Origin of the sequence: Kitasatospora sp. SC0581, assembly GCF_048159585.1 — a bacterium.
Classification (GTDB): domain Bacteria; phylum Actinomycetota; class Actinomycetes; order Streptomycetales; family Streptomycetaceae; genus Kitasatospora.
On record NZ_JBLRWA010000013.1, the window covers coordinates 1 to 12,746 of the forward strand.

11 protein-coding genes are annotated in these 12,746 nt (G+C 74.4%); 9 read left to right on the top strand and 2 right to left on the bottom strand.

The genetic code is table 11. The features are described from left to right. Positions 1-425: 425 nt before the first annotated feature. Positions 426-926: a hypothetical protein gene (locus tag ACLWS4_RS20690; RefSeq protein WP_388049283.1), complete on the top strand. Its 501-nt coding sequence runs from the start codon at positions 426-428 to the stop codon at positions 924-926. A gap of 65 nt (positions 927-991) precedes the next feature. On the opposite strand, the gene ACLWS4_RS20695 is transcribed toward ACLWS4_RS20690, so the two are convergent. Then, complete coding sequence (locus ACLWS4_RS20695; protein ID WP_416874870.1) at positions 992-2,470, bottom strand: BTAD domain-containing putative transcriptional regulator; 1,479 nt, start codon at positions 2,468-2,470, stop codon at positions 992-994. 118 nt (positions 2,471-2,588) lie between these two features. Between ACLWS4_RS20695 and ACLWS4_RS20700 the strand changes: the two genes are divergently transcribed. From ACLWS4_RS20700 to ACLWS4_RS20720, 5 genes are all read left to right on the top strand, one after another. Next, positions 2,589-5,522: an AfsR/SARP family transcriptional regulator gene (locus ACLWS4_RS20700; protein WP_416874871.1), complete on the top strand. Its 2,934-nt coding sequence runs from the start codon at positions 2,589-2,591 to the stop codon at positions 5,520-5,522. 133 nt (positions 5,523-5,655) lie between these two features. Continuing rightward, positions 5,656-6,564 (top strand): CAP domain-containing protein, encoded by a 909-nt coding sequence (locus ACLWS4_RS20705; protein WP_380743890.1) that lies wholly within the window; start codon positions 5,656-5,658, stop codon positions 6,562-6,564. A gap of 42 nt (positions 6,565-6,606) precedes the next feature. Beyond that, positions 6,607-7,452, top strand: a complete 846-nt coding sequence (locus ACLWS4_RS20710; RefSeq protein ID WP_416874872.1) for a peptidoglycan-binding protein — start codon at positions 6,607-6,609, stop codon at positions 7,450-7,452. Positions 7,453-7,487: 35 nt separating this feature from the next. Further along, positions 7,488-8,054: an RICIN domain-containing protein gene (locus tag ACLWS4_RS20715; RefSeq protein WP_049656669.1), complete on the top strand. Its 567-nt coding sequence runs from the start codon at positions 7,488-7,490 to the stop codon at positions 8,052-8,054. A gap of 280 nt (positions 8,055-8,334) precedes the next feature. Further along, the gene (locus ACLWS4_RS20720) at positions 8,335-9,042 is read left to right on the top strand and encodes a hypothetical protein (RefSeq protein WP_416874873.1); all 708 of its coding nucleotides are present in this window, start codon (positions 8,335-8,337) and stop codon (positions 9,040-9,042) included. A gap of 53 nt (positions 9,043-9,095) precedes the next feature. On the opposite strand, the gene ACLWS4_RS20725 is transcribed toward ACLWS4_RS20720, so the two are convergent. Next, positions 9,096-9,761, bottom strand: coding sequence for a TetR/AcrR family transcriptional regulator (locus ACLWS4_RS20725; RefSeq protein ID WP_049656674.1), 666 nt, complete (start codon positions 9,759-9,761; stop codon positions 9,096-9,098). A gap of 325 nt (positions 9,762-10,086) precedes the next feature. Between ACLWS4_RS20725 and ACLWS4_RS20730 the strand changes: the two genes are divergently transcribed. The 3 genes from ACLWS4_RS20730 (at position 10,087) to ACLWS4_RS20740 (ending at position 12,741) form a co-directional block, all read left to right on the top strand. Further along, a complete protein-coding gene (locus tag ACLWS4_RS20730) occupies positions 10,087-10,545 on the top strand; it encodes a DUF6542 domain-containing protein (RefSeq protein WP_049656675.1) in 459 nt (152 codons plus the stop codon). Then, complete coding sequence (locus ACLWS4_RS20735) at positions 10,538-12,172, top strand: LCP family protein (protein WP_416874874.1); 1,635 nt, start codon at positions 10,538-10,540, stop codon at positions 12,170-12,172. The genes ACLWS4_RS20730 and ACLWS4_RS20735 overlap by 8 nt, the downstream gene beginning before the upstream one ends. Positions 12,173-12,351: 179 nt before the next feature. Beyond that, complete coding sequence (locus tag ACLWS4_RS20740) at positions 12,352-12,741, top strand: VOC family protein (protein ID WP_049652540.1); 390 nt, start codon at positions 12,352-12,354, stop codon at positions 12,739-12,741. The last annotated feature ends 5 nt before the right edge of the window (positions 12,742-12,746 follow it).

Genomic DNA, 12,746 nt, shown 5'->3' on the forward strand with positions numbered 1-12,746 from the left:
TCCGGGGTTTGACGCCCTGTCCGACGTTTCAAACTCTAGCCGATCCCCGCTCCGAAAAGCGAATCCGACCGCAACCCAATAAACATGCACACCGAATGCGCACCAGGCCGCGACGCGAAAACGACGAAGCGACCCGGCCCGGACCGGGAAGTGGGTGTTTCAGAGGATTGGCCACCCCGGGACCGTCCGCGCGGCTGCGTGTCCGGTGCTCCCTGTCAGGCGACTAGGAGACACTACTCCCACTCCGGGCCCAAGCCAAATGCCCCTGGTCCCGCCGTGGGCCCCGGCCCGCCGGCCCGGCCCCCGGACCCCGTTAAACGGCGGCGTTCATCGTTTGTCTACCGCCTTCCGCCAAGGTCGTGCCACACCGCGCCCCGAGGACCTGGCGGGCGCGAACGCACGAGAGAACCACGAGGCACGGGTACATGAAGACGACGAAGACCCTCCGGCAGATCGCCCTGGCCACCGCCACCACCGCGCTCGCCCTGGCCGGGACCGTGGCGTCGACCGGTACCGCGGAGGCCGCGATCGAGCGGGCCGTCGACCACGTCTCCATCTGGGACGACGAGCCGCTCTACCAGGGCTGGTACATCGAGTCCGGCTCCACCCGGATGATCATGCAGCCCGACGGCAACTTCGTCGTCTACCAGTACGGGACCCAGGTCAAGATGGCCAGCGGCACCGTCGGCTGCGGCTACAAGGCCGTCATGCAGGTCGACGGCAACTTCGTCGTCTACTCCGCCAACGGCGACGCCTGCTGGTCGTCCGGCACCTACGGCCACCCGCACGCCAAGCTGACCGTCACCGCCGGCGGCACCTCCGGCGTCTACTGGAACGGCGGCGGCATCCCGCGTCTCCCCCACTCCTCCAACCCCGGCCCCATCCCCGGCTCCGGCTCGGTCTTCTTCTCCTCCGACCTCTACTGAACCGGCCCCGGTTACCGAGAAGGCCAGGGTTGCCGGGAGGGTCAGGGTCGCCGGGAGAGCCGGCGTTACTGGGCCCGCCCCGGCCCGTCGGCCCGCAGGGCGAGCCACCGCACCAGGTCGGCCACCGACCACTGCGGCCGGGAGGCGAGCCGCTCCGCCGCCGTGCGCAGCAGGACCGGCAGGTGGCCGCAGAGCGCGGCCACCTCGGCCACCGCCTCCGGCTCCCGCCGGACCCGGTCCGCGCCGGCGATCCGGGCCAGCAGTTCATAGGCGTCGTGCGGCTCCAGCGGTCCCACCGCGAGCCGTACGGCGCCGTCGGGCAGGGTGCCCGGTTCGGCGCCCGCCACCACCGCCGCGCAGCCGGGCACCGACGGCAGCAGTACGCCCGGCTCGGCCACCCCGTCCAGCAGGACCAGCACCCGGCGCCCGGCGAGCAGCCCTCGGTAGCGCGCGCCGAGCTCCTCGACGTCCGCGCCCGCCGCCGGCCGGTCCCCCAGCGCCCGCAGGAAGCCGGCGAGCACCACACCGGCCCCGCCGCCGCCCGCGTACAGCCGGCCGTCCGGGAAGGCGTCCTGGACGGTGTGCGCCACGTGCACCGCCAGCGCCGACGCGCCGCAGCCCGCCGGACCGGACAGCCCCAGGACCGGCGCCCCGGCCGCCCGCAGCACCCGCTCCGCCTGCCGCACCTGCGCCGCCCGCCCGACCAGGTCCGGGATGTCCGGCGGCAGCTGGCTCGGCCTCGGCAGCCGCCGCAGCAGCACCGGGGCCTCGCCGCGCCGGATCTGCCCGGCCAGCTCGACCAGTGCCGGGGCGGGTTCGAGACCGAGCTCCCCGTCCAGCCGCTCACGCAGCGCCTCGTACCCCGCCAGCGCCTCCGCCGTCCGGCCGCAGCGGTGCAGCGCCAGCAGGTGCAGCCGGTGCACCTCCTCGTCCTGCGGGTGCGAGGCGGCCAGCCCGGCCAGCGGCTCCAGCGCCTCGGCGTGCCGGCCGAGCGACAGGTCCAGGTCGAGCAGGGTCTTCACCGCCGCGAACCGCCCGGCCGCCAGCCGTTCCCGGACCCGCTCGGCGAACGCCCCGGGCACCCCGTCCAGCGCCCGGTGCCCCTCCCAGGCGCCCAGCGCCCGCGCCAGCGACTCGCGCGCCCGCAGGGGATCCTGGTGACGCAGCGCGACGGCCTCCGCCACCTCGGCCTCGTAACGGAAGAGGTCCACCGCCGTGCGCGGCGCCTCCAGCCGGTAGCCGCCCGCCGCCCCGACCAGCAGCCCGGGCTCGCCCAGGGCCCGCCGCAGACGGTGGACGTGGGTGCCGATCTGCCCGACCGGATCCTTCGGCCAGCGGGTTTCGTCCGCCCCCCACAGGTCCTCGACCAGCCGATCCGTGGACACCAGCTGCCCCGGCGGGACCAGCAGGGCCGCGAGCACGGCCCGCTGCTGCGGTCGGCCGAGGTCGAGCTCACGACCGTCGCGTCGGGCCCGCAGCGGCCCCAGCAGGCTGAAAACGAGCCCCACGGCCCACCCCTCGAAGCCCTCGATCCCGGTGCACAACCTGTGCACGATCCGGTGCACAATCTGTGACAGAGCATAGGCCGCCGGGGTATGGGGGCCCACCGTCCGGACGGAACTGGCGGGATCCCGGCGCAGGACGACTTTCGGGGACGGGTAGATGGGTGACATGGGGGGTTCCGGGCTGCGGTTCGGACTGCTGGGACCGCTGCGGGCCTGGTACGGGGAGCTGGAACTGGAGTTGGGCCGGCCGCAGCAGCGGGCCGTGCTCGCCGTGCTGCTGGCCGCCGCCGGGCGCACGGTGTCGGTCCCGGTGCTGGTCGAGGGGGTGTGGGGCGGGGCCGCGCCGGCCGACCCGCGCAAGGCCGTCCAGCTCGCCGTCTCCCGGCTGCGCACCGCGTTCCGGCCGTACGCCGGGGACGACCCGGACCGGATGCCGCTGGTGCGCGTCGGCGACGGCTACGCGTTCAGGGCGCCCGGCAGCGAGGTGGACGCCGCCGCCTGGGAGGCGCTGCTGGCCGAGGCCGAGCGGCTGCGCGAGGCGGGCGCCCCGCCGCGGGAGGTACGGGAGGTGCTGCGCCGCGCCCACCGGCTCTGGGTCGGCGAGGCGCTGGCCGGACTGCCCGGGCCGCACGCCGAGGCCGTCCGCACCCGCCTCACCGAACAGCGGGTCTCGGCCAAGGAGACGGAACTGGAGCTGGACGCCGACCTCGGCGACCGCACCGACCTCACCGCGGCGATCGCCGCCCTCGCCCTGGAGCACCCCGGCCGCCCCCGGCTCACCACCGTCCTGATGCGCGCCCTCTACCAGGCCGGGCGCAAGGCCGAGGCGCTCGCCGTGTACGAGGACGCCCGCGCCTCGCTCCCGCCCGGCGAGGACGCCCCCGCCGAGCTCCAGCTGCGGATCCTGCGTGAGGACGCCGCCCTGCTGCCCGCCGGCGCCGCCCAGGCCGGGCCCGCCGCCGACGCCCCCGGCGCCGCCGACACCTGGCGGGCGCCCGACCAGCTGCCGTCCGGCCTGCCCGACTTCACCGGCCGCACCGAGGAGGTCGAGGCCCTCACCGACCGCCTCGCCGGCGCCGGCGGACGGGCCGTCGTGGTCTCCGCCCTGGACGGCATGGGCGGCGTCGGCAAGACCACCCTCGCCGTGCACGTGGCCCGCCGGACCCGCGACCGCTTCCCCGACGGGCAGCTCTTCGCCGACCTGCGCGGCGCCGACCGCACCCCGCCCGACCCCGGCACGGTGCTCGCCGGCTTCCTGCGGGACCTCGGCGTCGCCCCCGGCGAGATCCCCCCGGACACCGGGGAGCGCAGCGCGCTCTACCGCTCGGCCCTGGCCGGGCGGCGCGTCCTGGTCGTCCTCGACAACGCGGCCACCCCCGGCCACGTCGAACCCCTGCTGCCCGGCTCGCCCGGCTGCGCCGTCCTCGTCACCAGCCGCCACCGGCTGACCGGCCTCGCCGGAGCCCACCAGCTGCGCCTGGACACCCTGCCGCCCGGGCAGGCGCTGGAACTGCTCACCCGGATCGTCGGCGCCGAGCGCGTCGCCGCCGAGCCCGGGGCCGCCGAGGAGGTCGTCCGGGCCTGCGGGCTGCTGCCGCTCGCCGTCCGCATCGTCGCCTCCCGGCTCGCCGCCGACCCCGCGCTCACTCTGGCCACCCTCGCCGAGGGCCTGCGCCGGGAGCACCGGCTGGCCGAACTCAGCGACGGCGAACGGACGGTGGAGGCCAGCTTCGCGCTCTCCTACCACCGCCTCGACGTCGAACTGGCCCGCGCCTTCCGGCTGCTCGCCCTGCCCGACGCCCCCGACATCCCGCTGCCCTGCGCCGCCGTCCTGCTCGACCGCACCGAGGCCGAGACCGACGAACTCCTCGAAACCCTCGTCGACCTCAACCTCCTGCAGTCCCCCCGCTTCGGCCGATACGGCTACCACGACCTGGTCCGCGCCTACGCCCGCGGCCGGCTCGCCGCCGAGGACGGCCCCGCCGAACGCACCGCGGCCACCGGACGGCTGCTCGACTTCTGCCTCGCCACCGCCCGCAACGCCGACGTCGCCGCCCGCAAGCCCGACCCGGTCGAACTCAGCCTGCTCGACGTGCCGGTGCCGCACCCCGGCCGGCCCGTCGCCGACGGCACGGAGGCCGTGCGCTGGATGCGCGAGCAGGCCGAGGTGCACGCCGCCGTCATCGCCCTGAGCTGCGCCGACCCTGCCCTGCCGCTCGACCGCGCCGTCGAACTCGCCGACCGGATGGGCGCGGTGCTCGCCGAACGCACCCAGACCACCGTCATCGCCGACCTCGCCGAACGCCTGGCCGGCGAGGCCGAGGCGCGCGGCGACCACGGCCCGCTCGCCCTCGCCCGGTACGTGCGCGGCAGCATGCTCTGGCACGTCAACCGCTACGCCGAGTCCGTGGAGGAGATCCGCCGGGCCGTCGAGGTCTGCACCACCACCGGCACCGACCGGGTGCTCGCCAAGGCCCTGCTCACCCTCGGCGGCAACGCCCGCGTGCACGGCCGCTACGCCGAGGCCGCCGAACACGCCGGCCGGGCCGCCGGGCTGTTCCACCGCCTGGGGGCCGGACGCTCCGAGGGCAGCGCGCTCGGCGAGTTCGCCTTCAGCTGCGCCCAGACCGGCCGGCTCGACGAGGCCCGGGAGGCCGCCGAGCGCAGCGCCCGCCTGATGCGCGACTCGGGGCCGGTCTCCGCCGCGATCGGCCGCTACTACCTCGCCCGGGTGCTGCGGCTGTGCGGCGACCCGGAGGCGGCGCTCGACCACGCCGTCGGCGCCCGCGACGAGTTCACCGCCCTCCAGGTCACCGTCTTCGCCGCCGCGTCCGGCGACCTCGCCGCCCGCGTCCACGCCGAGGCCGGCCGCTGGCTGCTCGCCGTCGACGCGGCCGAGGCCGTCCTCCCGCTCGCCCGGCGCACCAGCCCCGCCCTGGAGGGCGCCCTGCTGCGCACCCTCGGCACCGCGCTCACCGGCCTCGGCCGCCCGAGCCAGGCCCGGGCCTGTCTGACGGACTCCCTGGAGGTGTACGAGCGGCTGGGGCTCACCGAGGAATCGGCGCAGGTCAGGGCCCTTCTGGCGCGGTAGACACGGCATCAACGGCGGCACCGGCCAAGCGTGTTGACCGGCCGTCTACCGCCGTGCAGGAACGTCTCTCTCGTCAGGCCCCGGGCCGCAGCGGTTGCGGCCCGGGGCGACACCACAGACGAGAGGCGCCACCATGCCCACGCTCCCGCAGCACGGCCAGACCTGGACGATCAAGTCCGCCAACGGAACCGTCGCCGACGTCCGTTCCAGCCAGACCGCCGCCGGCACCGCCGTCCAGTCCTGGGGCTCCAACGGCACCACCGCCCAGGGCTGGACCTTCTGGGCCAAGGAGAACGGCAGCTTCCTCCTGGAGACCCAGCTCACCACCGGCAAGCACGTCGGCGGCCAGGCCATGGTCATGGACTTCAACTACTCCACCGGCCAGGCCTGGCTGTACAACGAGCACAACCAGCCCAACCAGCACTGGTGCTTCGAGCCCCTCGACAACGACTGGGTCCGCATCCGCACCACCCGCACCAACGAGGGCATGCTCTACCTCACCGCGGCCGCCCCCGGCTCGCCGCTCACCCTCTCCAGGCAGGACGACGGCAACCCGGCGCAGCGCTGGCAGCTCGTCCCGGCCGGGGGCATCAGCGGCGGCGGCGGCCAGCAGCAGCCCCAGCCCCAGCCGCAGCCCCAGCCCGGCGGTGGCGGCGGCGGCGACTTCCGCTCCGAGATGCTGAACGCCGTCAACGCCGAGCGCGGCCGGGTCGGCGCCCCGCCGGTGCGCCTGGACGACCGCCTCAGCGCGGCCGCCCAGCGCCACGCCAACGACATGGCCTCGCACGACCTCACCCAGCACAACGGCACCGACGGCAGCTCCCCCTGGGACCGCATCGCGGCCGCCGGCTTCGTCTCCCGCTCCTCCGCCGAGAACGTCACCCCGAGCAACAGCGTGCCGGAGGCGATGCAGATGTGGATGAACAGCCCGGGCCACCGGGTGAACATCCTCAACCCCGACTACAACTACATCGGCATCGGCTACGCGCCCCGCCAGCGCGGCAACTGGGGCCGCTACGTGCAGACCTTCGGCAAGGCCTGAGACCCCGACCGGCACCCTTCCACGAACAAGGAGTCCACACCCATGTCCTCGAACGCGGCGGACCTGATCCGCATCGCCCGAGACGAGGTCGGCTACCACGAGGGTCGCAGCGGCGGGCACTGGAACAACATCCAGAAGTTCTCCCCCGCCGTCGCCGGCCTGGAGTGGTCCCAGGGCGAGGCCTGGTGCGCCACCTTCGTCTCCTGGTGCGCCGAGCAGTCCGGCAACGCCGGGCGCTTCCCGGTGACCGCCTCCTGCGCGGAGGGCGTCGCCTGGTTCAAGGAGCGCGACCGCTTCACCGAGTACCCGGTGATCGGCGGCCAGGTCTTCTTCGGGCCCGGCGGCGGCAGCCACACCGGCATCTGCATCGCCTACACCAGCTCCACCATCACCACCGTCGAGGGCAACACCAACGACGGCGGCAGCGCCGAGGGCGACGGCGTCTACCTCAAGACCCGTGAGCGCCGCTCGGACTGGGTCTACGGCTACGGCATCCCGGACTTCGCCGAGGGCGCGGTCCTCGCCGACCCGGAGTGGAAGGACCGGCCCGGGGCGCTCTACTTCGGGCAGGAGGCCTCCGCGGAGGACAGCCCCGACGGCGGGGCCCCGTCCGGCGGCGCCGCTCCGGCGGGCGGCGGCGGCTACGAGCCCTTCCCCGGCGCCGACTTCTTCCACGACGGCCAGAACAGCGACGTCATCACCCGGATGGGCGAGCGCCTCGTCGCCGAGGGCTGCTCCGCCTACGCCGAGGGCCCCGGCCCCGAGTGGTCCGACGCGGACCGCGAGTCCTTCCGCAACTGGCAGCACAAGCTCGGCGACTCGGGCGCGGACGCCGACGGCGTCCCCGGCCCCAAGCAGTGGGCCGCGCTCGCGGTCCCGCGCGGCTGAGCCGGCCCGCCCACCACACCAGAAGGAGAGACCCGATGAGAACCACCACCCGTACCCGCAGGCTCCTCGCCTCGCTCGGGGCCGTCACTGCCGTCGCGGGGGCGGTCGTGGCCGGCGCGCCGGCGGCGCAGGCGGCACAGGCCGGCGCCTGCGACCTGTCGCCGTCCGTGGGAGCCTTCGCGGCCGTGAACAACGGCTCCGGCGCCGGAGCGCTCGACCTCTTCCACAACGTCGAGGCCAACGGTCAGCCGATCATCGTCTGGCAGGCCAACCAGTCGCCCGCGCAGACCTGGTCGTTCTGGAAGTACTGCGACGGCACCACGGCGATCGCGCACGGGCAGGGCAAGGTGATCGACCTCGACACCGGTTCGGGCGCCGTCCACCTCTGGGACACCCCCGGCGGACTGGACGGCCTCAACCGGCCGGCCGGCGACTGGATGCCCGCCAACCAGAAGTGGCGGCTGACCGACGAGGACCACGGCTGGTACCTGGTCCGCAACGCGGCCACCGGGCAGTGCCTCACCTCCAACGGCGGCGGCCAGGCCACCGGGGTGGCCTCCTGCGACCCCGCCGCCCCGGCCCAGCGCTGGCTGCTCGGCTGACGAACCACCGGGCCCGGTCCGCTCTCCAGGCCGAGCGGACCGGGCCCGGTCTCCTCCGGGTGCCCCACGGCCCCCCGCGCCGACGCCGGTCGGCCCCTCGCCGGCCCCCGTCCGGGCGGCTGATCACGACTCGGCATCCCTTGTCACGGTGGCGCGAGGGACTCGTCACGACCGTGTCAAGGACGCGTCGAAGCCATGGCCCCGCTCGTTCGCGCTGCGCTATGAACGTCCCTCAGGAGGACCACCGGCACCGGGGGTCCGCTACCACGGGGGACATCACGTGAAGCCCATCCGCAGCAGTCGTCGCGCCCTGGCCCTGGCCTCACTGGCCACGGTCGGCGCGCTCACCCTGACCGCCTGCAACGACGACGCCTCGTCGTCCGACACCGCCAAGACCCCGCCGGCGACCGGTGCGCCCGCCACCCAGGCCGCCTCGCCGAGCACCGCGGCCACCACCCCGGCCGCCTCCGGTTCGGCCTCCGTCCCGGCGGGCGGCGCCGGGTCCGGTTCGGCCACCGCACCCGCGCCGGCCGGCAGCGCCCCGGCGGCCGGGACCACGCTGAAGCTCGGCGACGCCGCCACCGTCCCGTTCAGCTCGGGCAGCACCAAGGGCACCATCGCGCTCGCGGTCACCTCGATCGAGAAGGGCGACCCGGCCGACCTCGCCCCGCTCAACCTGGGCGACAAGGCCAAGGGCCTGGTGCCGTACTACATCCACTACAAGGTCACCAACGCCGGCGGCACCGACCTGTCCTACACCAGCGTCAGCCACATGAAGGGCCTGCTGGCGGACGGCAGCGAGGCGCAGGAGCTGATGGTCATCGGCTCCTTCGCCAAGTGCAAGAGCGAGTCGCTGCCCAAGGGCTTCACCAACGGCCAGTCCGCCACCTCCTGCGCGGTGGCGATGTCCCCGGAGGCCTCCAAGGTCGCGGGCGCCGAGTACTGGGGCGAGCCGTACACCCTCGGCAAGGGCCTCAACTGGAAGTGATCCACGGGTGGTCCGGGCGGGGGCGGCGGCCGGCCGCTCCCGCCCGGGCGGGCTCAGCCCCGTGCCGCCGAGGACGCCTCCGCCGCCTCCGGCGCGCCGTGGATCCGCAGGAAGGCGTCCACGCCGGCCGTCGCGATCCGCTCGACCTCCTCGTCCGCCACCGGGAGCGCGCCCCAGAAGGAGCGCTCGGCGACGCCGTGGAAGGTCAGCAGGGTGAACTGCTCGGCGGCCAGGGCGGCGTCCTCGACCGCGAGCAGCCCGCGCCCGGCGAGCGCCTCGACGTGCTGCGCGAGCGCGCGCTGGGAGGCGACCGGGCCGGCCTCCAGCCAGGCCTCCAGGACGTCCGCCGGGATGTTGGCCACCTCGGCCCGGATCGCCCGGCCGAGCGCCCCGTGCTCCCCGGCCGACAGCACGGCGCGGGCCCGCTCGACGGCGAAGTCGATCAGGTCCCGGCGCAGGTCCACCACCCGGCCGAGGTACGTCGCCATCAACCCGTCGATGCGTTCGGTCAGTTCCGCCGAGGTCCGCAGGGCCACCGACAGGAAGAGGGTCTCCTTGTCGCCGAAGTGGTTGTAGACCGTCCGCTTGGACACCCCGGCCTCGGCCGCGATCGCGTCCATGCTGGCCCGGACGTACCCCTCGCGGCCGAACACCACCGTCGCGGCCCGGGTGATCGCCTCGCGCTTCTCCGGCCGTCCCGCTCCGCCCGTCGTCGCCACGGCCCTCTCCTCTTCCGTCGGCGCACCGGCCGACCCTCTCAGAAACTGCCCGGTGTAGTTTATCCAGGCCACGGAAGACCCGGACGTCCCGCCGAACGGACGTGCTCTATGCTGCGTACGACTTCTACACCCGTGTAGAAGACATTGGGAAGCGCCTCCCCCGATCACGGGTGGCCGGACCCCCGCACGGGAACCGGCCGACCGGCAACCGGCGTCCGGAACTGGCAGCGCCACGAACAGAGTTCCGGACCGACGAAACCGACGGACGGCACGCGGCGCAGGCGCCACCATGGCGCGCGGAACACGGGAACACCGGGGTGAGGGCGTGGCGGGGCAGCGAGGACGGTCGGCCGACCAGCGGACGCGCCGACGGGCGGCGGACAAACCGGCCGGGCACATACGCCCGCTGCCCGGCGGCCCCGCGCTGCCGGCGGCCCTCGCCCTCGGACTACCGCTGGCCGGCGCCGCGGTCGACGAGCTCTCCGGCCCCGGCATGGGCCTGGTCTTCGCCGTGGCCGCGGTGCTCGGCACCGGCCTGGCGGCGGCACTGAGCAGCCGCAACGGCTGGTGGTGGGTGCTCGCCACCTCGCCGCTGGTGGTCCTGGGCGTGACGGCCGTCGTCGAGTTCACCGCCCACCGCGACCGGTACCAGGGCAAGGGCCTGGCCACCGGCGCCGCGAAGTGGGTGGTGCACGGCTTTCCCGTGATGGCCGAGGCCGCGGCCGCGGCCGTCATCGTGATCGCGGTCCGGCTGGTCCGGGCGAGGAGGAGGCAGCATGGCTGACAACCCCGGGACCGACGGCGGCGCCGAGGCCCGCCGCCCCCGCCGCCCCTCACCCGCCCTGGTCGCGGGCCGGGTGGTGGCCTGCACCGTCGGCCTGGCGGTGTTCGCCGCCAGCGGGGTGGTCTGGTACGAGTACAAGCAGCTCACCGACGGGATGACCACCTCCGGCGTCATCGCCGAGACCAAGAAGGACGCCCCCAAGCACCTCGACAACTCGGTCAACCTGCTGCTGATCGGCCTGGACAGCCGCAAGAACATGGACGGCACGGACCTCCCACCCGAGTTCGTCCAGGACGAGCTGCACGCCGGCCACAGCTCCGACATCGGCGGCTACAACACCAACTCGCTGATCCTGCTGCACATCCCGGCGAACGGCGGCAAGGTGCAGGCCGTCTCGATACCCCGCGACGACTACGTGATGACCTACGACGCCAACGGCTCCCAGATGGGCATGGCCAAGATCAAGGAGGCCTACGGCGCGGCCAAGGACAAGGCCGACGCCGGTCTGCGCGCCAAGGGCCTCAAGGGCGCCGACCTGGAGAAGGCCGGCCGGGACATCGGCCGCGCGGCCACCATCCGCACCGTGCAGAAGTTCCTCGACCAGCCCATCGACCACATCGCCGAGGTCAACCTGATGGGCTTCTACGACATCGCCAAGGCCCTCCAGCCGATCGAGGTCTGCCTCACCCACGACACCAAGGACCCGGCCATCGAGGGCCAGGGCTCCGGGGCCGACTTCCACAAGGGCGTCAACAAGCTCAACGCCTCCCAGGCGCTCTCCTTCGTCCGCCAGCGCCACAACCTCGACGGCCCGGACGGCAACACCGGCGACTTCGCCCGCACCCACCGCCAGCAGGCCTTCATCTCCTCGGTGGTGCACAACCTCAAGCAGAAGGGCGTCATCGGCGACCTCGGCAAGATGCAGGAGCTGATGGGGGTGATGCAGAAGGACCTGGTGATCGACAACGAGTGGAACGTGCTCGACTTCGCCCAGCAGGCCCCCAACCTCACCGGCGGCAACGTCGAGTTCAACACCCTGACCTTCGACGGGTTCGGCACCAAGAACGGCCAGGACGTCAACCTGGTGACCCCGGCGAAGGTCCAGAAGGTGGTCAAGCAGCTCTTCGGCTACGCCGACGCCGCCCCCGCGCCGGCCGACCCGGCCGCCGCCTCCGGCGCGCCCGCCACCCAGGCCCCCGCCGCGCCGTCGGCCGCCACCACGCCCCCGGCCGCCGCCGGGCCGGTCACCGTGGACGTCTTCAACGCCTCCTCCGCGGCCGGGGTCACCTCCGTCGACGAGGCCAAGGCGCTGGCCGGCCTGGGCTTCAAGGAGGGCCGCACCGGCTCGGCCGCCACCCGGCCGAAGACCACCACCGTCACCTACGGCAAGGGCGCCAAGGAGGCCGCCGAGCAGGTCGCGGCCCGCTACGGCGTGACCGCCACCGCGTCCGCCGCCACCGCCGCCGACCACGTCGTCGTCACCCTCGGCACCGGCTTCACCGGCGTCGCCGCCGACAAGCCCGCCGCCCCCGCCGGCGGCGCCCCGGCCGACCCGGCCGCCAACCTGCCGATGCAGGGCCCGGCCGTCGACGCCCAGTCCGACGGCGGCATCCCCTGCGTCTACTGACGCGCGCCGCACCGGCCTCGCCGACCTCCTGAGGGAGGCTCCCCCGCCCGGGGAGCCTCCCTCCGTCGTTTCCGGCCCCGTCCCGGATTCCGCGGAGACCCCTGGCGCAATTCTCCGTACTATGTATAGTGTACTGCGTACGGGATAACCGTGCGATGCCGACGAGAGGGTTCTCCGCCTTGCAGATCACCACGACCGCCGTCTCCCTGACCGTCGAGGACGTCACCACCTCCGCCGCCTTCCTCCAGCGGCACTTCGGCTACACCGAGCAGATGTCGGCCGACGGCTTCGTCTCGCTCGCGCACCCGGGCGGCGGGGTCAATGTCGTCTACCTGCGGCGCGGCCTCGAAGTCCTCCCCGAGGACCAGCGCCACCGGATCGCGGACGGCGTGATCCTGGCGTTCGTCGTCGAGGACATCGCCGCCGAGGAGCGGCGGCTGCGCGAGGAGGGGGTCGTGATCACCCTGCCGCTGCGCGAGGAGCCGTGGGGCGAGAAGCTCTTCCAGGTCGTCGACCCGAACGGGGTGGTCGTCGAACTGGTCGAGTGGGCCGAGCGGCAGGAGCAGTAGGAGCA